19 protein-coding genes are annotated in these 21,881 nt (G+C 50.6%); 18 read left to right on the top strand and 1 reads right to left on the bottom strand.

The genetic code is table 11. The annotated features are described in order from the left end of the window. Position 1: 1 nt before the first annotated feature. The 18 genes from BDT_RS16690 to BDT_RS16605 all read left to right on the top strand — a co-directional run bounded on the left by BDT_RS16690 (position 2) and on the right by BDT_RS16605 (position 18,718). Positions 2-844, top strand: coding sequence for a sigma 54-interacting transcriptional regulator (locus tag BDT_RS16690; protein ID WP_041577987.1), 843 nt, complete (start codon positions 2-4; stop codon positions 842-844). Continuing rightward, positions 841-1,251 carry a flagellar basal body rod protein FlgB gene (flgB, locus tag BDT_RS16685; protein ID WP_041577986.1) on the top strand — a complete coding sequence of 137 codons (411 nt, stop codon included), beginning with the start codon at positions 841-843 and terminating at the stop codon, positions 1,249-1,251. The genes BDT_RS16690 and flgB overlap by 4 nt, the downstream gene beginning before the upstream one ends. A gap of 3 nt (positions 1,252-1,254) precedes the next feature. Then, positions 1,255-1,698, top strand: a complete 444-nt coding sequence (flgC, locus tag BDT_RS16680; RefSeq protein ID WP_015092407.1) for a flagellar basal body rod protein FlgC — start codon at positions 1,255-1,257, stop codon at positions 1,696-1,698. Positions 1,699-1,778: 80 nt separating this feature from the next. Further along, a complete protein-coding gene (gene fliE, locus BDT_RS16675; RefSeq protein ID WP_011165741.1) occupies positions 1,779-2,114 on the top strand; it encodes a flagellar hook-basal body complex protein FliE in 336 nt (111 codons plus the stop codon). 24 nt (positions 2,115-2,138) lie between these two features. After that, complete coding sequence (gene fliF, locus BDT_RS16670; RefSeq protein WP_015092405.1) at positions 2,139-3,788, top strand: flagellar basal-body MS-ring/collar protein FliF; 1,650 nt, start codon at positions 2,139-2,141, stop codon at positions 3,786-3,788. Further along, a complete protein-coding gene (gene fliG / locus BDT_RS16665; RefSeq protein WP_015092404.1) occupies positions 3,788-4,822 on the top strand; it encodes a flagellar motor switch protein FliG in 1,035 nt (344 codons plus the stop codon). Before fliF ends, fliG begins: the two co-directional genes overlap by 1 nt. Then, positions 4,809-5,594 (top strand): FliH/SctL family protein, encoded by a 786-nt coding sequence (locus tag BDT_RS16660; RefSeq protein ID WP_011165738.1) that lies wholly within the window; start codon positions 4,809-4,811, stop codon positions 5,592-5,594. The genes fliG and BDT_RS16660 overlap by 14 nt, the downstream gene beginning before the upstream one ends. Beyond that, the gene (locus BDT_RS16655) at positions 5,594-6,922 is read left to right on the top strand and encodes a FliI/YscN family ATPase (RefSeq protein ID WP_015092403.1); all 1,329 of its coding nucleotides are present in this window, start codon (positions 5,594-5,596) and stop codon (positions 6,920-6,922) included. The genes BDT_RS16660 and BDT_RS16655 overlap by 1 nt, the downstream gene beginning before the upstream one ends. 12 nt (positions 6,923-6,934) lie before the next feature. Next, positions 6,935-7,384: a flagellar export protein FliJ gene (gene fliJ, locus BDT_RS16650; RefSeq protein ID WP_015092402.1), complete on the top strand. Its 450-nt coding sequence runs from the start codon at positions 6,935-6,937 to the stop codon at positions 7,382-7,384. A 4-nt stretch (positions 7,385-7,388) separates the two neighbouring features. Further along, positions 7,389-8,192, top strand: a complete 804-nt coding sequence (locus BDT_RS16645; protein WP_015092401.1) for a magnesium transporter MgtE N-terminal domain-containing protein — start codon at positions 7,389-7,391, stop codon at positions 8,190-8,192. 341 nt (positions 8,193-8,533) lie between these two features. Then, positions 8,534-10,039 carry a flagellar hook-length control protein FliK gene (locus tag BDT_RS16640; protein ID WP_235046173.1) on the top strand — a complete coding sequence of 502 codons (1,506 nt, stop codon included), beginning with the start codon at positions 8,534-8,536 and terminating at the stop codon, positions 10,037-10,039. 11 nt (positions 10,040-10,050) lie between these two features. After that, the gene (locus BDT_RS16635; protein ID WP_015092399.1) at positions 10,051-11,055 is read left to right on the top strand and encodes a flagellar hook assembly protein FlgD; all 1,005 of its coding nucleotides are present in this window, start codon (positions 10,051-10,053) and stop codon (positions 11,053-11,055) included. Next, the gene (locus BDT_RS16630) at positions 11,055-11,489 is read left to right on the top strand and encodes a TIGR02530 family flagellar biosynthesis protein (protein ID WP_011165732.1); all 435 of its coding nucleotides are present in this window, start codon (positions 11,055-11,057) and stop codon (positions 11,487-11,489) included. The genes BDT_RS16635 and BDT_RS16630 overlap by 1 nt, the downstream gene beginning before the upstream one ends. A 171-nt stretch (positions 11,490-11,660) precedes the next feature. Next, the gene (locus BDT_RS16625; RefSeq protein ID WP_015092398.1) at positions 11,661-12,944 is read left to right on the top strand and encodes a flagellar hook protein FlgE; all 1,284 of its coding nucleotides are present in this window, start codon (positions 11,661-11,663) and stop codon (positions 12,942-12,944) included. A 251-nt stretch (positions 12,945-13,195) separates the two neighbouring features. After that, positions 13,196-13,870, top strand: coding sequence for a response regulator transcription factor (locus BDT_RS16620; RefSeq protein WP_041577985.1), 675 nt, complete (start codon positions 13,196-13,198; stop codon positions 13,868-13,870). Next, on the top strand, positions 13,851-15,263 hold the full coding sequence (locus tag BDT_RS16615; protein ID WP_080602439.1) for a HAMP domain-containing sensor histidine kinase: 1,413 nt from the start codon (positions 13,851-13,853) through the stop codon (positions 15,261-15,263). Before BDT_RS16620 ends, BDT_RS16615 begins: the two co-directional genes overlap by 20 nt. 76 nt (positions 15,264-15,339) lie before the next feature. Further along, the gene (locus BDT_RS16610) at positions 15,340-17,517 is read left to right on the top strand and encodes a hypothetical protein (protein ID WP_015092395.1); all 2,178 of its coding nucleotides are present in this window, start codon (positions 15,340-15,342) and stop codon (positions 17,515-17,517) included. After that, the gene (locus BDT_RS16605; protein WP_235046172.1) at positions 17,501-18,718 is read left to right on the top strand and encodes a hypothetical protein; all 1,218 of its coding nucleotides are present in this window, start codon (positions 17,501-17,503) and stop codon (positions 18,716-18,718) included. Before BDT_RS16610 ends, BDT_RS16605 begins: the two co-directional genes overlap by 17 nt. Here BDT_RS16605 and BDT_RS16600 read toward each other — a convergent pair. Further along, positions 18,710-21,841 (bottom strand): hypothetical protein, encoded by a 3,132-nt coding sequence (locus tag BDT_RS16600; RefSeq protein ID WP_015092393.1) that lies wholly within the window; start codon positions 21,839-21,841, stop codon positions 18,710-18,712. The two genes, BDT_RS16605 and BDT_RS16600, sit on opposite strands and share 9 nt — an antisense overlap. Positions 21,842-21,881: the final 40 nt, after the last annotated feature.

Below are 21,881 nucleotides of genomic sequence, written 5' to 3'. Positions count from 1 at the left end.
GATGTCGTACTTTGATTTTGATGCTCTACACATCGAAGATAGAAGAATGCACGAAGTGAAACAGCTCAGTTTGCAGCTGGCTTCAACGCAGGCAAGTTTGCTTCTGGTGGGTGAAGCCGGTGTGGGTAAAACAAGTCTGGCTCGTTACATTTACACAAAAAGCCGTTCAGCACGCCTGTACTGCCTGGATTGCAAAAATGCCGGTGGTTTTGATTTCTCCCGCGTGGATGGCGGCACTTTACTGATTGAAGATCTGGATTGCGCTTCCGTGGCATTGCAAAATGACCTGATGAAGCTGGTGGAAAGAACCGATGGGACTCGTCCTCGCTTTATTTCCACCTCCCGTCGTGATTTGCGCGCTTTGGTGAAGCAGGAACAATTCCGTCAGGATTTGTTTTATAAGCTGGCGGTAGTTCATCTGGAGCTGCCGCGTCTGGAAGACCGTCGTCAGGATTTCCAGAACATTGTGAACTTTATTCTGGAAGTATCCCAGATCATGCATGGCAAGTCTGGCTTGCGTTTGACGGCGGAAGGTTTCGACCGCCTGAACACGTGGAACTGGCCGGGCAACATCCGTGAACTTGAAAATGTGCTGGAAAGAGCCGTGGTTCTTGCAAAATCTTCACTGATCGGGCCTGAATCCATTCAGTTTGAGGCTGTGGTCGAGGATATGGATCTGGATTTTGCCCCGGGCATGTCCCTTTCTGAGGTCGAGAAGCGTCTAATTATTCAGACCCTGGAGCTGACCGCCCAGAACCGCACCCGTGCGGCGCAAATGCTTGGAATCAGTATTCGTACATTGAGAAACAAACTTAATGAATACAAGGAAGCAGGTGTTTTATGAGTAATATCTTCGATAAAACAACCAACGCGCTGGCGACCTCACTAAGCATGAGGCAGCTCCGTCACAATGTGACATCCTCGAATATCGCCAATGCCGAGACTCCGGGTTACCACGCCAAGAAAATGGATTTCGAAGGTGCTTTGCAAAGAGCCCTGGATCTGGACGGCGCAAATTCTTTGAGCACAAGCAATCCCGAACACTTCGCGGTGGGCGGAATCTCGGTCAATAAAACACGCCCGGATATTTACGATGATCCGGAAGGGGCTGTGAACAACGACGGAAACACCGTCGATGTGGAAAAAGAAATGTCGGCGTTGTCAGAGAACGCGATCATGTACAAAGCGGCTTTGCAACTGATCAACAAGAAAATGGCGGCACTGAAATATGCCGCGACCGAAGGGCGGTAATAGATGGCTGATTTTTTGACGGGGATGAGAATCAGCAGCAGTGGTATGGCGGCGCAAAGAATGCGCATGAATACCATTGCCAGCAATATCGCCAACATTAATACCACCCAGACCCCCGAGGGTGGTCCGTATCGCCGTAAGGACGTGGTTTTCGAGGCGATGCCCGATGCCAAGAACTTTGGCGAGATCATTACTTCGACGGATCCGGCAGGAAGCTTCCAGCGGGTCCAGGTTACAGATGTGGTTTCGGATCGCAAGGCGCCGTTGCTCAAGTATGAACCGGACCATCCTGATGCAAATGCAGACGGATACGTGGCTTATCCGAACATCAATTTGATGGAAGAAATGACCAATATGATACAGGCGTCGCGTTCCTACGAGGCCAACGTGACAGCGGTTCAGGCATCGAAGGATATGGCGCTTTCCGCGCTGGAAATAGGCAGGTAATTCCTTCCTAGACCCCGGCAAAAATTAGGGACTTTTTTACGCAAGTTTAATACAATTTTATCAGAGGAGAAGGTGAAGCCATGGAGGGTTTTACTGTATCAAATGCAAACAGGTTTCTCGATAATGGAATCGTCCGTGATTCCAAGTCACTAAGCATCGAGAACACCCCTTCAACGAGTTCGACATCCGGTACGGGCAAGAGCTTCGCCGACACCCTGAAAGACGCCGTAGGCAGCGTGAATGAAATGCAAAAGGCTTCAGATAAAGCCATGCAGAATCTCGCGACTGGCAAAACGGACAACGTGGCAGATGTGATGATCGCCGCGGAAAAAGCAGACATCGCCCTGAAGGTGATGGTGCAAGTGCGCAACAAGATTATTGATGCGTACCAAGAAGTTATGAAGATGCAGGTTTAGTTTTCTTAGGCTGGAGGGGTTTCCTTGAATAAGATTTTTGGTGGATTGGTTGTCCAGTTTCGCGAGTTCTTCAAAAACCTGGGTCCGACCAAAAGACTTTCAGTAATTGCGGTTACTGTAATTGCGGCGGTGGCACTTTTCACGATGCTGTTTATGGCTTCAGGGAAAGACTATGTGCCGTTGTTCACAAACATTCCGACTGAACAGGTTTCCACAATTGTTGGAAAGCTGAACGAAAAGAATGTGCCGTTCCAGCTGCGTGATGGCGGTAAGACAGTCGCCATCCCAAAAGAACTGCTGCACTCAACTCAGATGACATTGATGTCCGAGATCGGTTCCCCGAAAATGGGTTCTATCGGTCTTGAGATCTTTGACAAGCAGGATTTCGGTATGAATTCCTATGCTCAGAAGATCAACTATCAGCGTGCCCTTCAGGGTGAGCTGATGCGTGCGATCAACACGCTGACAGCAGTGAAACAATCCAAAGTTATTCTGGCATTGCCAAACAAAAAAACCTTCCTGGAAGAGGGTGGTCAGGCGTCAGCATCCGTCGTGGTGGAATTGCACCAGGGTAAAGAGCTGACTCCGGAACAAGTTCGCGGTGTTCGCTATTTGGTGGCGAACTCGGTTGAAGGCATGGATGCTGACAAGGTCACAGTCCTGGATGAGCGTGGTAAAGTGCTGACCCGCGTGGCGGACGGCACAACCGGCGGTTCCAATGAATTGCTGGATCTGAAAGCGAAAATCGAAGGTGACCTGGAAGACCGCATTGAAGACATCCTGACAAAGGTTGTTGGTCACGCCAAAGTTGTGGCGAAAGTCGATGCGACCCTGAATCACCGTGTGATTTCTTCTGTGGAAGAATCCGTGGATCCTGACAAAACAGCGATTCGTTCCCAGCAGTCCGAAGAGGAATCTTTGGACGGCTCCCGCACCAATCCAGCGGGTGTGCCGGGTTCCCGTTCCAATCTGCCGGGTGCAGAGGATCAGGGGACAGTGGGCTTCCGTCAGGATGTTAAAAAAGAAATCAAAACAACCAATTATGACGTGCCAAAAACCGTGCGCAATATCCGTGAATCCGCAGGGAATCTGGAGCGCGTGAGTGTGGCGGTGGTTGTTGACGGCATGATGACGACGACAACCAAAGCGGACGGCACAACCGAAACGACCTGGAAACCGCGCTCTGCTGAAGAGCTGCGCAAGTACGAGGACCTGGTTAAGAATGCGATCGGTTTCAACACCGCTCGTGGTGACAGCGTAAAAATTGAAAATATCCAGTTCCAGCCGGAAGACTTCTCTGAAGCAGAGAAAATCCTGACGACTTTGGAAAGAAAAAAGCTGATCCACGCGTTGTTCAAGTGGGCATTGCTGGGCTTCAGCTTGGCGCTGTTCTTCTTCATCGTGGTGCGCCCGTTCATGCAGTGGATCACCGACAGCTTCCAGGATTCTGTTGAGGAAATGCTTCCTCGCACAATTGAAGAGCTGGAAGAGCTGCAGTCTGTGGATAACACCCTTCCGGGCATGTCCACTGCGTTGCCGGTCCTTCAGGAATCCATTGATCCTGAGAAGGCCGAATCTGAATTGCTGAAAGATCGTATCCTGTCATCAATGAGTCGTGACGAGGAAAAAGCAGCCAACGCCTTTGGCATGTGGCTGGTTAGGAAGGATGGCTAATGAAACTTCATAAGTCAGATAATATTGAGTATGAAAATCTCAAGGGCTTCGACAAGGCCGCAATCCTGATCAATTACCTTGGCAAGGATGCGGTGAAGGTTTTGCTTCGCCGTATGGACGACTCTGATATCCGCAAGCTGATCAATCAAATGAGCAAGCTGCGCGTAGTGCCGGTTCACGTGACCAAACGTGTGCTGGAAGAATACTACGAAATGATCTCTGAAACTGAAGACTATATTTTCTCTGAAAATATCTCTGCCAAGGACACCATCGTGGACGCCCTTGGTGAAGAAAGAGCCCGGGGTATCCTGGGGGGCTTGAATATTTCCACTGGCGGATCCCGCTCTTTGGAATCCCTGGAAATGGTCGACGCAAAATCTTTGGCGACCTTCCTGGTGAATGAGCACCCGCAGACCGTAGCCGTGATCCTGGCGCATCTTGAGCCTGAGAAAAAGGGCGAGGTTCTGAAGCGTCTTCCGGAAGCCCTGCAGGCCGAAGTGGTTCTGCGTATGGCGAATCTGGAGCACGTGGATCCTGAATTGATTGCTGAAATCGACCGTGTATTGAAAAACCAGCTGTCCAATACAGCGACTGTCGAGCAGGCGGCATTGGGTGGTGTACACCCGGTGGCGGAAATGCTCAACGTTATGGACAAGAACACAGAAACCGCGATCATGTCACGCCTGGAGGAAAAAGATCCTCTGCTGGCGGAAGAGATCCGCAAACTGATGTTCGTCTTCGACGATATCGTGAAAATCGACGACCGTGGTATCCAGTCCCTTCTCAAGGAAGTGGCGAACGAAAAACTTCTGCTGGCACTCAAAACTTCCAGCGAAGAGATTCGTACGAAGGTCTTCAAGAATATCTCTGCCCGTGCGGCCGAGATGCTGCGTGAGGATCTGTCGAACATGGGTCCATCCCGTCTGTCCGACGTCGAGTCGGCTCAGCAGGAGATTGTGAACGTGGCACGCCGTCTGGAAGCCGAAGGAAAAATCCTGATCGCAAGAGGTGGTTCAGAAGATGCAATGGTCTAATCGCGCCTCCAAGTCCGTTTTGTCCAAGGAAGTGGCTGAAAAAACAGTGCTCGAGTTTGTTCCCATGCGTTTTGATCTGGGGACTCCCGAGCAGGCCATGAACTATCTGGCAGAAAAGAGCAAAGGCTCTGATTTCCGCATGAACGATGCCGTGCGTGTGCAGACGGGTATTGATCAGGTGGAAAAAGGCAACGACGAGGAAAAAGTCGAAGTGGCCGCTTTGGAAAAGCTGAAAGAAATCCAGGAAGGCGCCTATCAGGAAGCCTATCGCCTGGGTTTGGAAGAGGGCCGTAAAGAGGCCTTCGAACAGGTGTCTGCGGATATCGCCGAGCGTATGGCCGGTTTGGACACCCTGTTGCTGACCATCAAAGAACTTAAAAAAGAAATGTCCGGATTCAACGAAGCCCATCTGCTGAAACTGATGTTCCAGATGGCCTCCCGTCTGGCGAAAACCGAACTAAACAGCAACAACGACGCGATGGTGGGAATCCTGCGCGACGCGGTTGGTTTGGCTCAGGACGAGGAAGAAATCACCGTTCATGTGTCCCAGACTCAGTTCGACTTCCTGGAAGAACTGAAATCCGAGACCGGCCGTGAATTTGAATTCATCAAAAAAATCAAATTTGAACCCAACGCCGAAGTGGCTGACGGCGGCTGCATCGTTGAAACCAATTATGGTGAAGTCGATGCGCGCATTGAGCAGCGTGTGGAGCAGTTGTGGTCTGTTCTTTCTGAAAACATGCCCAAAGTTAAAGACAGGATTGCCGGTTAATGAGCGAACTTGAAATGAACCTGGATAAGTATTCTGACGTGATCCAGTCTGTCCACTTGACGAAGGACAGCGGTAAAGTCACGGAAGTGAACGGGATGCTTATCAAAGGATATCTGCCGGGCGCAAGCGTTGGCAGTATCGTGTCCATCAATCCCAGCGGGATGGAAAAATCCTTCCTGGCGGAAGTGGTGGGGTTCAAGGACAAGCATGTTCTGATGATGGCATTAAACGACATGAGAGGCGTGGCCCTGGGATCGAAAATCGTCCTGGCCCGTCAGATCGCCACCGTGCGCGCAGGTGAAGAGCTTTTGGGCCGCGTGGTGGATGGCCTGGGTCGTCCTTTGGATGCCTTGGGCGAAGTCGAAAATTTCCGTGAAGTTCCTTTGTACAGTGAAGTCCGTAACCCTCTGGATCGTCGTCCGATTCGTGAGCCTATTGACCTGGGGATTCGTGCTATCAATGGCGCATTAACCGCAGGACTGGGTCAGCGTGTCGCTATTATGGCGGGTTCCGGTGTGGGTAAATCCGTATTGCTGGGCATGATGGCCCGGAATACGAATGCCGACGTCAACGTGATCGCCATGATCGGTGAACGTGGTCGTGAGGTGCGCGAATTTATCGAGCACGATCTGGGCCCGGAAGGGATGAAAAGATCGGTTGTTGTCTGTGTGACCAGTGACCAAAGCCCGCTGCTGCGTATGCGTGGTGCTTATGTGGCGACGGCTCTGGCTGAATACTTCTCCTCTCAGGGGAAGAATGTCTTATTGATGATGGATTCGGTGACTCGTTTTGCGATGGCTCAAAGGGAAATCGGTCTGAGCACCGGTGAACCGCCATCCCAGAAGGGTTACACCCCGAGCGTCTTTGCCACCCTGCCTAAGCTCCTTGAGCGGGCCGGGTCCTTTGAGGGCGAAGGCAGTATCACCGGCTTCTATACGACGCTGGTGGAAGGGGATGACATGAATGATCCGATCGGGGATTCCGTGCGTTCCATCGTGGACGGGCACATCGTTCTAAGCCGTTCGTTGGCGCAGAAGGGTCATTTCCCGGCGATCGATATCATGCAAAGTGCCAGCCGGGTGATGCGGGCGGTGTCTTCGCCGGAGCACTCCAAACTGGCGCAAAAGCTGCGTGAAACCCTGGCGGTCTATAAAGACGCCGAGGATTTGATCAACATCGGAGCCTACAAGCCGGGATCCAATCCCAAGATCGACCGGGCCGTGAAGGTGATTGATCAGGTGAACGACTTCCTTAAACAGAGAGTCGAGGACCCGACCAACTTCACGCAGACTGTCCGTCAAATGCAACAGATTCTTATCAACGCCTAATAGAGGTGGATCATGAAATTCAAATTTCCACTTCAAAAGGTTCTTGAGCACCGCAAAATCAAAGAGAATCTGGCGCAAAAGGACTTTCAAGAGGCCGTGAACCTTTATCAAGAGGAACTGGAACGTCTGAATCAGATGGGCAGCCAGGTTCAGAATGCCCATGCACAGGTGGGGGCGCTCAGTAATCAGGGCGGGGCCCAAGGTCCAGCTCTTTCCCAGATCCACGAGTTTCTTCAAGGTCAGCAAATCCGCATCCAGAGACAAATGCAAAAAGTTCAGGAATTCGAGAAATTGGTCGAGGCCAAGAGAGAAATTTTGCGACAAGCCGCTCTGGAATATAAAATTATGGAGAAGATGCGTGAAAACAAGTTCGAAGAATATCGGGCTGAGCGTCTTTCCAATGACCAGAAGGAAATGGATGAACAGTCCATCCTGCGGTTTAAAGCTGTGAAGGAATCATAGGCAGATGAAAAGCGGATACGATCAGTTCTTCAAAAATGCACGTCAGGTTGCCGACCAGAACAACGGAGTGAAGTTTCAAAAAAGAAACGCGTCTCCGAAACTGCATCTGGATCTGGCTTCCGAGGACGTCGAACAGCAGATCCGCCGCCGCATGAAAATGTCTGCTCCCAAGAAAAAGAAAAAAGCCCCGGTACCGTGGAAAATGATTGGCGTTTCCTTCATGGGTTTCATGATTGCCATCTGGGGATTCCAGAATCACGAAGAGGTTGAAAACATCATCAAACGTGTCGAAGTTCAGATGACCGGCGAAGCGATTGCCCAGCCGTCAGCGGCTCCGGCAGAGCCAACTCCAGCTGAGCCGAAAGCCGAAGCCCCGGTGACGGCGGCACTGAGCGGAGCTGAAATTGATCACCTGCAAAAACTGAATGAAAGAAACAAAGAGCTTGATGCGCGTGAAGAAGAGCTGAACCGCATGGAGACCGAACTTGCCACCCAGAAGGTGGAACTTGAAAAACGCCTGAAAGAGCTGGAAGAGATGCGCAGCAAGATCTCCGGCATTCTGGAAGACCGGGTCAAGGCGGACGACGAGAAAGTCGATACTTTGGTACAGATGTACACCAATATGAAGCCACCTCAGGCGGCCAAAGTCTTTGAGACGATGGACGAGGATTTGGCAATTGAAATACTTGGTCGTATGAAAAAGAAGAATGCTGCTGATATTATGAATTTGTTGAAGCCTGAAAAAGCTCAGATTTTGTCTGAAATGTTTGCGGGCTACAAGCGTCGTGCTCCAGCGAGCGCGAAATAAGACAGTAACGACAGTTTTTTCCAGGGAAGGAGGAAGGTTTGTTACAAAGTATCGTACCCCCCATGGTGGGTGCGACCGAGATGAAGTCACCACCTGACAGAGGGGTGGAGAAAGACTTCAAGGGAACCGGATCCGGCTCATCCTTCGGCAAAGCTCTCGAGGAGAAAATAACCTCGAAAGACCCGAAAGAAACGAAAGAGCCACCGCAACGGGACATGAAGGCGAAGAATGAAAAGCCTGAAAAGACCGAAGCGAGAAAGGGGAAGGAACCCGAGGTCAGCCAAAACGATGGGAAAACAGAACGAAAGGGAACGGTTCGACAGCAAAAAATAAAAGAATTCATGGACTCCTTCGAGAGTGAATTCGAAATATCCCCCACGCGACTCGTGGAGGCGATGTCCCAGCTGGACGACACCCAACTAGTACAATCCCCGGAAGAGACGGCACAAGCCGTGATCTCTCAATTGGGACTCAGTGATGAGGACGCAGACAAAGCGCAGGCGATGTATGCGGGCTTGTTGCTGCAGTTACAGCAGACTCCTGCGCCGGCGAAGGCTCCGGAATTTGCTGTGGGTGCTGGCGTGGTGACTCAGGCCGGTGTGCAGCTGCGCGCTGAACAGGCGCAGGCAAAGCAGAACATGCTGGGTAATACCGTCGACCGTTTAAATCAAAAATTCTGGACAGACGCGCAGGCAAAACCATTGCCTTCAGCAGCGCTGGGACAGCTTGATGCCGCAGCCATGCAGAACATGGATTTGGATGAGGCGTCTTTTGCGGATATTCCGAAACAGGAAATCCCGATGGACATGCCACTTCCGGAAATGCCTCAGCAGCCGGCGGCAAAGCTTCCTGAACTTCCACCGCATCTGCAGGGTCAGATGAAGGACACCATGTCGCCGGCGTTGCTGGCGGCCTTGGCGGCAAAGAAAGCGACTGAAGCACAGGCCGCTCAGGGAACTGGCGTCGTGGCGGAAGCTCAAGCCTCTGAACAGGGCGCGGATCTGATGGCGGAATTCACTCAGGCGGTAAAAACGCCAGAGGCTCCGAAGATCCCGACAGCTCAGGCTTTGAATCCGCTGGAAGTGCAGTCCAAGCTTTCCCAGGAATTCATGCGCAATGAATCCCAGGGTGGCAACCTGATGCAACAGCAATCCCAGGATTCCATGGCAGGCCAATTCACCAAAGGTGTGGAGACAAAGGAGCTGGGTGAAAAATTCAGTCTCGAGGGTCTTCAGGGTGTTCATGGCGCTCCAATCAAGGGCGAGTCCCTGAAAATGGATGCGGCTTTGCCACTGGCAGGGACGGCTCCACAGGCACCGGTTGATGCCAGGGAAAATGAAGCAGCCGTGAAGCAGCTGATGAATCAGGCTCAATACCTGATCAAACGCGGCGGCGGCGAAATGAAGGTTCAGATGACCCCGGAGGGTATGGGAACCATTCACCTGAAAGTCATGCTTCAGGACGGTAAAGTGAACATGCAGATGTCAGCAGATACTCAGGAGGCCAAAAAAGCCATCGAGTCCAGTCTAGCTGAACTGAAAACCAGTCTTGCTGCTCACAAATTGTCCATGGAGAATGTAAAGGTGGATGTGGTTAACTCGACATCCGCGGATACGGCTATGCAAAACCAGACCAACATGAACGGCAATCAGCAAAGAGACCAGACGCGCCAGTTCTGGAACCAGTTCAACGAGAACTTCGGTTCCCAGGGCCGCAAGGAATCTTTCGCAGACATGCCTTCACTGAAAGGTTATGGCGGTCGCCGTGATCCACTTCAGCCGATCGAGACACAAAGCGTGTCCCGCAAAGTTGAAGGCCGTGGCAGTGGACTGAACCTGGTAGCATAAAGGAGTTATGCATGACGATGGTTAACGCGAAATTGGGAGTGAATGCATTCGGAGCGACTCAGACAAAACCTGAGACGGCCGGAGCGTCCAACATGAGCGTGGCAGACAGAGAAAAGCTGGGCGGTGAAAACGTCGGCGAAGTTCTGAATAAAATTGTCGATGCCAACTGGACAGATCCCTCCAAGAAAACCCGTGCTGTCGGCAACCCAAGCTTGGACAAGGATGCCTTCTTCAAGCTGATGCTGACACAGATGAAAAATCAGGATCCGACGAATCCACTGAAGAGCCATGAGATGGCGGCACAGTTGGCAAGCTTCTCCTCTCTGGAGCAGATGCAGAACATGAACAAGTCACTTGATGAAATGAAGAACGGTCAGAAGCCTTCGGAAAACTTCCAGGCACTGAATCTGATCGGTAAAGCAGTCGCAGGTGATTCTTCCAAAGTGGTGCGCGGCACGAATGACAGAGAGCATGATTTCAAATTCACTCTGCCAATGGCTGCAAGCGAAGTGTCGGTGAAAGTTCGTGATGCCGAAGGGAATGTCGTGCGCACGTACAATCTGAAATCACTGAAAGCGGGCGAAAACAAACTGACCTGGAATGGTGAAGACGAAAAAGCAATGAAAGCTTTGCCTGGTGAATATCAATTCATCGCAGAAGCAAAAACTGCTGACGGCAAGAAGATGGGAATCAAAACAGACTTCGACGGAATGATCACTGGTGTGAGCTATTCCAATGAAGGCCCTGTGCTTCACGTGGGAAATCAGGCGATTCGTTTCTCTGACGTGAAGAAGATTACAGACCCACGTCTTATGACCACCGACCAGAAAGTAAATGATGTAACAAACCTAGACTTGAAGAAAGATGATGCTAAAGGACAAACTATGAAAGAGGGGAATGCAGAGTTACAAAACTCTTCCATGAATCCTGCTCCTGTAGCAAAATCTAACATCATGAACAATGTGGGCTTGTCCCGCGACATGATGGAAAAGATCGCTAAGGAGACAGCGAAGTAATGGTCGATTTAAAAAAGATACAGACTCTAGATCAACTCATCCCGCAGCAGCCGGCCAAGGTTAAACAACCTCAGCTGGATGGTACGGGACCTTCCTTCAAGGACACGCTGGATCAGCTCGGAGGCTTGAAGCCTCAGAACCTGGGACAGATGAATCCTGCAGGCCCGGTGAAGGGCGCGGAAGGGGTTAAGTTTTCGAATCATGCGATTGAGCGTATGAGAACCCGGGGAATCAATTATTCTCCAGAGGACATCTCAAAACTTTCAGACGCGGTTTCGAGAGCGGCGGCAAAAGGTTCCAAGGATTCATTGATTTTGATGAATGACTCGGCACTGATTGTCAGCGTGAAGAACAACACGGTTGTCACGGTGATGGACAAGAATGCGCTCAAAGAGAACGTGTTCACCAACATCGATTCAACAGTGGTGTTATAAGCGCGGAATCCTCCTTCGCTCATGAATGAGCTACGGCGGATAAATTGTGAAGCTGTCCTGAAGTGACAGATAGCAATGGATTGCACAATTTAATATTAGGGCTGGTCCTCGTAGAGGAGGCCCTCCAAAACGGCGGAATTCGACTAATTCTGCCAACGACATGGAGGTCACATGGGTATTCTTTCTTCATTGTACACTGGTGTATCCGGTATGACAGCACAGGGCGAGGCTCTGGGTGTTATCGGGGACAATATCGCCAATGCGAACACTATCGGTTTCAAGGCAAGCCGTGCAGAGTTCCAGGACATCATCTCCAAAAATCTAAAAGGTATTGTTGGTGGTAACCAAATTGGTCGCGGTGTGAAGATCGGTGCCGTAAATCCAATCCTTTCCCAGGGTAACATCGACGCCACTGAAAAAGTGACGGACCTTGCTATCTCCGGTGACGGTTACTTCAAAGTTAAAGGTTCTGACGGTGAATCCTTCACTCGTGACGGTTCCTTCCACTTTGACCGTGAAGGTTACCTGGTAACCAACGACAATCAAAAAGTTCAGGGCTTCTCTACAGACGAGAAGGGCAATATCGTTAACAAAATGACGGATATCAAATTCCCGCGCGCTCTGATCCCTGCGAAAGCAACCAAAGAATTGAAACTGGATCTGAACCTTGACTCCCGTATGGAGCCAACGAAGAAATTCGATGTTGCTGATCCATACTCCACTTCTCACTACTCTACAGGCGTTGAGATGTATGACTCTCAGGGTAACAAACACCTTGTCAGCTTCTTCTTCAACAAAGTTAACGACCGTGAATGGGAATTCAAAGGTTTGGTTGACGGTAAAGAGATTTCTGGTGGCGAAGAAGGCAAAATGTCTGAAGTTGCTGCTGGTAAACTGATGTTTACTGTTGACGGTAAACTTGATTCCCAGGAAACAACTTCCACGAACTTCAACTTCAAAGGCGGTGCTTTGCAGGACCAGCAAGTGAAGCTGAACTTCGGTGATGCGATCAAGGACGGCGGTAAAGGTTTGGACGGTACTAAACAGTACGGTAAAAACTCGGACCTGATCTCCTGGCACCAGGATGGCGCGGCTGCGGGTACAATCACTGGCTTGTCCTTCAATGACGAAGGTACATTGACAGCGGTTTATTCCAACGGTCAGGCCAATGACCTTGCCCAGATCGCTTTGGCTAAGTTCGAAAACCCGGAAGCTCTGTTCAAAGTTGGTAACAACCGTTTGAAAGAATCCAGAGACTCCGGTACTGCTTCCGTAGGTGCTCCAGGCGCTGCGGGCCGCGGTAAATTGTTCGCGAAATCCTTGGAAAGATCCACAGTGGATCTGGCTACAGAGTTCGTAAACATGATCCAGAATCAGCGTGGTTTCCAGGCCAATGCCAAAACCATCACGACGACGGATGAACTTCTGAACGAAGTTATTCAGTTGAAACGTTAATTCCCGCTAGTCTAAATCTACCATGACCATGTCGACAGGCTCCCTGACCAGGAGCCTGTTTTTTTTCGTTTGGCAACCCCGTTTCAGAGGGGAAATGGTTTCATCTTTGCAATCCCAGGACTAAACCCGATTAAATCTATGTAATATAGGCTATTAAGGGCACCAATGTGAAATTTGCTACTTTTGTTTAGAAACAAATCTGCTATAAATTGCATATAGATTTTACGAACCAGTAACAAAGGTGACTCTCGATGAGATGCTTAGTAGTCGAAGACGATAACGAGATCGCAACAATAGTGAAACAAGGCCTGGGCGAACTTGAAGGTGAGGTCGATGTTGAATCCAACGGACGCCGCGCCTTTGAAAAAGCACAAACCAATCATTACGATATTATTGTTTTGGATTTGATGCTGCCTGAAATGGATGGTTACACTTTCGCAAAGTCTTTGCGCGAAAAAGAAATCAACACACCGATTCTGATCCTCAGCGCTTTGCGTGAATTGGATGACCGCCTGAAGGGTCTAAGCATGGGTGGCGATGACTACCTGACCAAACCTTTCGCAATGGCCGAACTTCAGATCCGTGTGAAGAACCTTTTGAAGCGTTCTCAAAAAGCATCCGAAGTGACTCAACTGATTTTCCAGGACCTGAAACTGAACCGTCTGAACCGTGATGTGGTTCGTGCCGGCAGAAAACTCGACCTTCAGGAAAGAGAATTTGTTCTTCTTGACCTGTTCATGAGTAATCCAAATAAAATCATTGGTAAGCAGACAATCCTTAAGGAAGTCTGGAACTATGATTTTGACCCTCAAACGAACGTGGTGGACGTACTTGTATGCCGACTCAGAAACAAACTGGAAAAAGATTTCCCTACACGCCTTATCTACACGGTTAGAGGCGTAGGATATGTTCTCAAGTCGTCTTAAACCGACCCTCTTCCGAATCAGCACCAAGCTGACGCTTGCGTATTCTCTGGTGCTGATTCTAAGTTCCACAGTCATCTTTAGCTTCCTTTATTTTCAGATCAGTCACGGCCTGCAAGAGCAGGAGCGTGGCGTGCTGTCTTCCAAGCTGGAAGAATACCGCAACCGCATCGAAGTGCGGGGTCTGGGGGAATTTAATGACTACTTCCTGTACATTCCCAACTATGACCGCGACGCTGCGTTGCTGGTCAGTGTTTTCAGCCCCAAAGGGGAAGTGACCTTCCATCACGAGCCCTTCCCCAGCTTCAAATTGAACATGGAAATGCTTAAAGAAGAAATGAACCGCCATCGCGGTCAGATCTTTGAATTTGCCATGCGTGAAATGCACGGGGGCGACACGATTATCATTCTGGGCACAACCCTGAAAGATGGCAGCCGTCTGGTGGTGGGGAAAAGCACCGAAAGCCTGAGTCTGCAGTTGCGCAACCTGCAAAAGATCTTCTGGTGGTTGCTTCTTCCGGTGGCCTTGATTGGTTTCCTGGGGGGCTTGTTCCTGTCCAACCGAACGCTCAGCCCGGTGCGTGAGCTGATCACTTCGATGAAAAAGATTGAAGGCGGTTCCCTGTCCACACGTGTTCCGATCGGGGGCAGTGATGACGAGCTGGAAGAATTGAAGGTTCTGTTCAATAAGATGCTCGATAAGATCGAAAATCTGGTGAATGGCCTGAAAGAGGCCTTTGATCACCTGGCTCACGATATTCGCACTCCGGTGACCCGTTTGCGCGGGCGAGCGGAACTGGCGCTGACCAGTGAAGGGGATGTTGAATCCTATCGCGAGGCTTTGCAGAGCTGTTTTGAAAACTCGGACAAGATCCTGAACTTTCTGCAGGTGCTGACGGATATCACCGAGGCTGAAAACCGCAGTAAGAAGCTGAAGATCGAAAAGAAATTCATCAGTGATCTGGTAAAAGAGATCATGAGCCTGTACGAAATGGCCTTCGAAGAAAAAGACATCAAAGTTATTCAGAAGCTCGACAGTCATGACTGGGCCATGGTCGATGCGAAACTGATCAGTCGTGTTGTCGCGAACCTTCTGGATAATGCGCACAAGTACACACCTCCGGGTGGTGAAGTGACGATTGAAACCATCAATCAAACTGAAAACGTCATTATACGGGTGACGGATTCCGGGCCGGGTATTTCGGCGGATGAACACGGCATGATCTGGCAGAAGCTTTATCGCAGCGACAAGAGCCGCTCTGAATACGGCATGGGCTTGGGATTGACGTTTGTAAAAGCGGTCGTCGAAGCGCATGACGGAAAAGTTTCTGTGCGCAGTCCGGTGAAAGACGGACGTGGTACGGAGTTCGAAGTTCTTCTGCAGAAGATGTCGTGACCTAGGTCGCGGTGTCCAGTGTTCCGCTAAATCTTGTGGCGGGGGTGTAATGCCTCGGCCATAATGATTTCATCACATGAAAAAAATCATCGTAGCATGTCTTCTTGGAATTTCGGTCTTGTCTTTCATTGTGGCAAAGCAGTTTCTGTTCAAGGCCGAAGTAAATAATGAAAATCTTGGCCCGACACTGGCAGAAGTTCGCAATGTAAAAAACGAACTGCGCTATAAACACTCCACTGGTTTTTTCTGGGCCGATGCCGCTCAATCACAAAAACTTTATAACGGATCGGAAGTTTTCACCGGTCCATCTTCTGAAGCCCTGCTTGAAATGCGCAACAAGGACGTCATTCACGTTCCTGCAGAAACACTTCTGCGCATCACCGAAAATCCACAAGCCGGGACGCTGGCGTTGAATCTGGAACGCGGCAGCCTGCAAGTGGAAGGTAAAGGGCAGGGAAAACCTTTAAGCGTGCGTGTCGGGAATTCCGATCTGGTGTTGAAAGCCGATGGTCCCTTTGGATTATTTGCCAAAAAGGATGCCTCTGGCCAGCTGACACTTTCCATGGCGTCAGGCTCTGTGACATTGGAAAATGGAGACCAGAAGAAAACTTTGGGCGCTGGCGAGGCTTTGAGTATTTCTGATCCCACGGCCCCTAAGGACGACAAAGATAAAAAAGACGAACAGGGTGCTGGGGGTGGCGCCGCTGGTGGAACTTCCGAAGTTTCAGCCGGGGGTGGCGGTGACATCAAGATAACGCCTGAGTCTGAAGTGAAAAAGGTCCCGACAGCGTTGACCATGACCACAGTGGAAAAAGAAAAACTGATTCTGGTCGAACCGGCTCCGAAAAAGATTCTGTATGGCCAGGGACTGGAGTTCTTCCGTTGGAAGGGCGCGGAAGGTAAAAAGCTGACTTTGCAGACCAGCCGCACGGCAGACTTCCTGACGGAAACCCGTTCTGAAGATGTCTCTGAAATGAAAGAGGCGGTGATTCCCAAAGATCTGGGTACGGGTGAATATTATTGGCGTCTGGTTGAAAACACGGATGGAGTTCCGCATTTTTCTGAAACGCGCACCTTCCGCATCGAACGACTGGGAAGTGCCAAGATCGGTCAGCCGGCCCTAGCGTTTAAAGAACGCGGTAAATGGACATTGAATGTTCCGGTCAAGGATTCAAAGCCCGGTGAAAAATTCCACATGCAGGTTGGAAAGAATAAGGGCTTTGAAGAAATCTTTGATGAATACGAAGGCCCCGAACCTTTAAAAAGCTTCCTGGATATGTCCGGTGAATACAACATCCGTGCGCGCAAAGCGTATGGCAACAACTTGTATTCAGACTGGTCAGATCCGGCAAAAGTGATTGTGCGCCCGCCACTGTCAGCACCGTTGCTTTCAAAGTCTGATGAAAAAATCGGTGCCACGAACATGTCAGAAATGACTTTGACCTGGAATCCGGTTCCCTATGCCGTTGATTATCTGGTTCAGATCGGCGAGGGGCCGAAGTTCAGTAAAATTCTGAAGAACGTGGTCGTTGAAAAGCCCCCCTATGAGCTGAAGCACAACGAAACCGTTCCAGGTTACATGCGTCTGGTGGCTCGTTCTGTCGAAGGTGAATATTCCCCGCCATCTGAGGTTTATCAGGTTAAAGGCGTTATCAAGGGCCCGTCGATCGAGAAAAAAGAAGTTTTGCCTCCGGTCTTTGAACAAGCGGGATCAACACCTCAGTTCCACCTTGTGTGGACTCATCGCGAAGCGGCCAAAAGATACCGTGTTGAACTAAGCCGGGATCCGAAAATGGCTGGATCCCAGATGCTCGATACCGAGAATGTAGAGTTTTTCCATTCAGTCACTGAAGAGGGCTGGTACTATTTCCGTGTATGGCCGGTAGTGGATGAAAGTAAACTGTTCGGTCTGCCGACGCCCATTCTGGCGGTTTCTTATGGCAAACCGGGTCCTTTGATCGCACCAAAAACCATGACTCCGAAGAAAAACGAAGTATTCCTGATTCCTCGTGGTGTTCCGGTGTCGATCAAGTTCACGTGGTCTGAATCACCGGAAAATGAATGGTACGTCCTGCAGCTGTCCCAGGATCAGAACTTTGCAAAGAATACTGAAATTAAAGTCGAAGCACAGGAATACATTCTGAAAAAGCCGATGAAAAACGGCCAGTGGTATTATCGTATTCGTGGCAGAAACAAGTACCAGGCGTCGGCTTGGAGTGATACTGGGGTGTTCTATTTTGGCGTCTCTCAATAAAGCTCTTGGAATTTTTGTTGCTGCATTGATGTTGGGCGCTCCTGCGTGGGCGCAGCAGACCTTGAATAAGGCGCGCGTTGAAGTCGTGCCATTTTCTTCTTTGCAAAAGAATATCCATCCCTTTCAGACGGATTGCCGCAATATTCTGCGCGAACCTCAGGTTGAATGGGAACAGTTCGAGATCGTGAAATTTCCCGAACAAAGCACGCTGCAGTTGAAGATTTCCGGTGAACTGAAAGAAAATCTGGACATCCGTTTCTGGAGCCGTCGCATCTTATTGTATGATAAGGACAAAAAAGCCCTGAAGCCGGTGATCCTGCCTTTGGTGAATCTGCCTCTCAAAGCCGACACCGGGAAGTTTCTGATCTCGTTGAATATTCCTGAAAATGCCAATTTTATTTCGGTGCCCCTGGAATTGTTTGGTGATGAAAGCTTCCGTTACCTGTTCCACGTGCGTGGGGTGAATCAGGAAATGAAAGTGCAGGCCATGCCGGTACTGGACAAAGTCGGAAAAGATTTTTGTTCCCGTGACGTGATGTGGGTGGGGGCCGGATTGATGGGAGCTGCTCAAAAGCAGGACACCAGCCCGATCGTGACTACTTTGGATCTGCAGTCCTTCACATTCGACACACTTTCATTTGCACGTCGCTGGAACTGGAAAGTGGATCGCACGATTCGTACCAGTGCTTACACCAGCACGTTCCAGTTTAATAATTTTCTGGATGTGTCCGGCAGTCAGCGCCTGTTTGATATCAAGGGCGAAGTCGCTTTCACGAAACGTCATTGGACCTATCGCAATGCTCTTTTCAAAGTTCAATATGGTTATCTGGCGGGTGGTGACTTTGAAAGGCGCCCTTATGCCTATGTTGCCAGTGCAAGTTCTGGCGGAATCAGTACCGGACAGCATATCAGTGCGACAGTCGGTGGATTTGCCGAACTGTTTTCCCACGACAAAAAATGGTACACGGATGTTTCTTTAAGGCTGCATCCGTTCTATTTTGGTTTGGATCACACTTACAGTGGTATTGGGATTTCGGGTGAACTCGGGTTTGCCCATCCACTCAGTTACGAGCGCAGTATTGGTGTTTATACTTACGGTACCATGTTTCAGGGGAAGCATGCGGGTTCCGATTCCAAAGACACTTCAGATGTCTTTATTTTCGAAACCCATCTTGAATTCAGATACGGCTGGCTATTTTAAAACATAGTTCGGCGTGCTGTGCATGAACGTGTCGTGAGCTTCGCCATAGTGACTGACGCCCCAGCATTTTAAATCACCCAACGTTGTTATGCCGCAGACATGAAGTGGAATGCTGTCCAACAGAACCAATCCCATGCTGACAGATTTGGCTAAACCAAATCCAAAGGCAAATGACGCCGTGGGAGCAGAGACGATCTGATAAGTGGAATTCACAGCACCGCTGTTATCCAAACCCCAGCATTTTACCGTTTCGGTCGCCATCGTCGCACATCCGCCGAATGCTCCAAGAGAAATATCTGTCGCCCCGGTCAGTTGTGATGCCACCATCGGCGTGGTATTGACAGCACCGGTGGCCTGGGTGGTCAATGGAATGGCTGCGTGGACGGTTCGAGTTCCCCAGCATTTGACTGTCCCATCATGCAGGTAGCAGGCACCATAGTTGCCGATGGATATTTTGACTTCTTTTGTTGTGGTGATGGTTTCAATCAGCTGCGGCACGTGAGTGGCTCCACCTATCGGCGTGCTAGCGCCCACAATTCCGTTTGCATTGTAACCCCAGCAATAGATTTCTTTGGTGGTGGCCGTGGCCTTGATGGCGCAGGTGCTACTGATGCCGGCGTGAACGCTTACCACTCCTGAAGTCAGATTTGGGACGGCGGTAGGGTAAGGTCTTGCTTCCGAAATGGTGGCATGCCCTGATTCACCGGCACCATTATTACCCCAACATAGAACCCCACCAGAAGAATTGACGGCGCAAGTGTGGTTGTATCCGGCGGAAACATCTTTGATACTGCCAGGCAGTCCGGCAACGCCGGCCGGATATGTTTGCGGGATCTGGTAAGGAGTCAGCACGCGTTCGCCACTTGCAGAATTGTTTCCAATCTGACCGGTTTCATTAAGACCCCAACAGAAGACCGCTCCTGCTTCGGTGAGTGCGCAGTAGTGCTGGAAACGACCGGTGATTTTTTGAACGTTCGTGATCGGCAGCGTGAAATGGGGGCGTGTCAGTGCGTTGCGATTGTTGGTGCCTAATTGTCCTTCATCGTTTTGCCCCCAGCAGGTGACAGTTTTATTCGAGCGCAAAGCGCAAGTGGAGGCCGCACCGGTCACGACCTGCGTGTAGGTGGCAGAAGACTGTCCAGGACTGAAGGCAGCCGCGCGGAAACCATCCCCCCACAAACCATTGCCCACTTCTCCATAGCGATTGAAGCCCCAGCATTTCACTCGGGTTGACGCTGTCACCGCGCAGCTGGCCAGTTCGCCCAACTGGAAGTCGGTGATCGTTTCACCAAAGCTGTCCATCCGCTGAGGGACAAAGCTTTCGGTCAGTTCATACTGATTTGTGGCCGAGGGCAGTCCCATACCCCAGCAGTAAAGATTGTTGTCAACACCTAGGGCGCAGGTGCTGTCTGTACCCACTTTGACTTTTTTTGCTTTCACCGGCATAGCCACCATATTGGCGGCGGCCCACGGCACTGATCCGGAAGCAGCACCACGACGGGATCGATAGTTGCTGCCCCAGCACCAGACATCCCCGGTTGCCGTCAGACCACAGGCATGACGAACATCTGCATAAGCGCTGCCGTTGACGGTAAGAGTGGCAATGTCGTTTGGTAGACCTGTGATTGAAATTGGAACGGGCGTTGCCACAGCTCCGGTGCCCATCTTGCCCCAGCACTTGACGGTGCGGGTGCCCGCGTCTTCATCGATGGCACAGGCCATGCGATATCCCGCAGCCACGTCGATGGCTTTGGTGATGTATCCATATAGAGTTGGTGTGCTATAAACGCTCGTGGTGGTCGCCTGACCAACAGTAGCGTCGGCATTGTTGCCCCAGCAGCGCACTTGATCGGTGGAGGTGATGATGCAGGTGAAGCCCATGCCGACCGTAACCTTTTTCACGCCGGTGTACCCCGCAAGCTTTTGCGGGGTTGCGGTCCCTGTTGTCAGACCATTACCCAGTTGACGGGTGGCGTTTTCACCAAAGCAGTAAACTTCACCAGCTGTGTCAATGTAGCAATTGTGCTCAGCATACCCTATGCCAATGTCACGGATGTCGGTGGCTCCGGTGACTTCAGCAGCAAAATTGTTGCCGGTGTTTTTTCCGTTTCGATACATGAAAGCGCCCCAGCAATCCAGCTTTCCATCCAGGCGCAAGGCGCACATATGCCCTTTGGCGGCACCCGCCATCGCCTTGTATCCCGTGGCCTGAGGTCGGGCGCTGTAGTCGGGCATCGTGTTAATGATGTTCACGCCAAGTGTTGGAAGACTTGAAGCCGCATTTGTTGAGCCTGTGACCGCCAGGGAGAAGCTTTTTGTGGGGCTTGGGGTGGTCTTGGACATGATGGAATAATAGAGGCTCTTCGTGACAGCACCTGCAGGAATTTCCAGTTCGGTGGAAATGATATCCGGGAAATAGTAATCTATGCCGGCAAGGGCGGTTCCCGGGATGGATTTAAGCATCACGGTTGTTGGCACCGCGACTGTCCGTGACAAATTGACCCGGATATTTCCCATTGTCTGTTCCTGATTGAAATCACCCGGAGAAGTCAGGGTGACTATCGGGCCTGCGATGAACGACGGCGAGGTCTTTTCGGCACTGACGTTGCCCACTTTGTCGGTCGCACGAATGATGTAGTAATAGCTGTCAGCTTCCGTGTCCGGCAAAGTCAGGCCGTCAAAGTAAAGCGCGTCTTTGGATTTTTCAGTCCAGTCTTTGATGACGGCGTTGCCAGCAGTTTTTACCAGCTTGATTTCATACTTCGCGATGCCGGACAGATTGTCGGTTGTGACCGGAGCATTCAGGCGCGGCGACACATCCAGTAAAGAACGGTTCGACACCAAAGTTTGGGTGTCGGAAACATTCGGGCCGGTTTTATCCAGAATGATTTTGGCCTTCGTGCAATCGCTGTAGAAGCCATCTTTGTTGCGCACCTTTACGGAGATATAGTGCTCACCTTCCACATTGGGAAGCATGGCTGTTTTTTCAGACGTGTACGGTTCCCACATCTCTGAACACAGACCGCCGACGGCAAAACTCAGCTCAGAAATTTCAGAAGTGGAAATGATTTTGACCGGAATGCTGGTTTGTCCCGTGTAAGGAACGTCGTCGTTAACCTTCAAAGTGATAGTGGGAGTGTTCTCACTTGAGAAAATAAGGGAG

The sequence above is a fragment of the Bdellovibrio bacteriovorus str. Tiberius genome (assembly GCF_000317895.1).
Classification (GTDB): domain Bacteria; phylum Bdellovibrionota; class Bdellovibrionia; order Bdellovibrionales; family Bdellovibrionaceae; genus Bdellovibrio; species Bdellovibrio bacteriovorus_F.
The sequence above is the reverse complement of the archived record's forward strand: the minus strand, read 5'-3'. Positions and strand labels throughout refer to the sequence as shown.

Coding starts and splice junctions, on each gene's coding strand:
- BDT_RS16690 (WP_041577987.1), top strand. CDS start 2: ATGTCGTACTTTGATTTTGATGCTCTACACATCGAAGATAGAAGAATG.
- flgB (WP_041577986.1), top strand. CDS start 841: ATGAGTAATATCTTCGATAAAACAACCAACGCGCTGGCGACCTCACTA.
- flgC (WP_015092407.1), top strand. CDS start 1,255: ATGGCTGATTTTTTGACGGGGATGAGAATCAGCAGCAGTGGTATGGCG.
- fliE (WP_011165741.1), top strand. CDS start 1,779: ATGGAGGGTTTTACTGTATCAAATGCAAACAGGTTTCTCGATAATGGA.
- fliG (WP_015092404.1), top strand. CDS start 3,788: ATGAAACTTCATAAGTCAGATAATATTGAGTATGAAAATCTCAAGGGC.
- BDT_RS16660 (WP_011165738.1), top strand. CDS start 4,809: ATGCAATGGTCTAATCGCGCCTCCAAGTCCGTTTTGTCCAAGGAAGTG.
- BDT_RS16655 (WP_015092403.1), top strand. CDS start 5,594: ATGAGCGAACTTGAAATGAACCTGGATAAGTATTCTGACGTGATCCAG.
- fliJ (WP_015092402.1), top strand. CDS start 6,935: ATGAAATTCAAATTTCCACTTCAAAAGGTTCTTGAGCACCGCAAAATC.
- BDT_RS16645 (WP_015092401.1), top strand. CDS start 7,389: ATGAAAAGCGGATACGATCAGTTCTTCAAAAATGCACGTCAGGTTGCC.
- BDT_RS16640 (WP_235046173.1), top strand. CDS start 8,534: ATGGACTCCTTCGAGAGTGAATTCGAAATATCCCCCACGCGACTCGTG.
- BDT_RS16635 (WP_015092399.1), top strand. CDS start 10,051: ATGACGATGGTTAACGCGAAATTGGGAGTGAATGCATTCGGAGCGACT.
- BDT_RS16630 (WP_011165732.1), top strand. CDS start 11,055: ATGGTCGATTTAAAAAAGATACAGACTCTAGATCAACTCATCCCGCAG.
- BDT_RS16625 (WP_015092398.1), top strand. CDS start 11,661: ATGGGTATTCTTTCTTCATTGTACACTGGTGTATCCGGTATGACAGCA.
- BDT_RS16620 (WP_041577985.1), top strand. CDS start 13,196: ATGAGATGCTTAGTAGTCGAAGACGATAACGAGATCGCAACAATAGTG.
- BDT_RS16615 (WP_080602439.1), top strand. CDS start 13,851: ATGTTCTCAAGTCGTCTTAAACCGACCCTCTTCCGAATCAGCACCAAG.
- BDT_RS16610 (WP_015092395.1), top strand. CDS start 15,340: ATGAAAAAAATCATCGTAGCATGTCTTCTTGGAATTTCGGTCTTGTCT.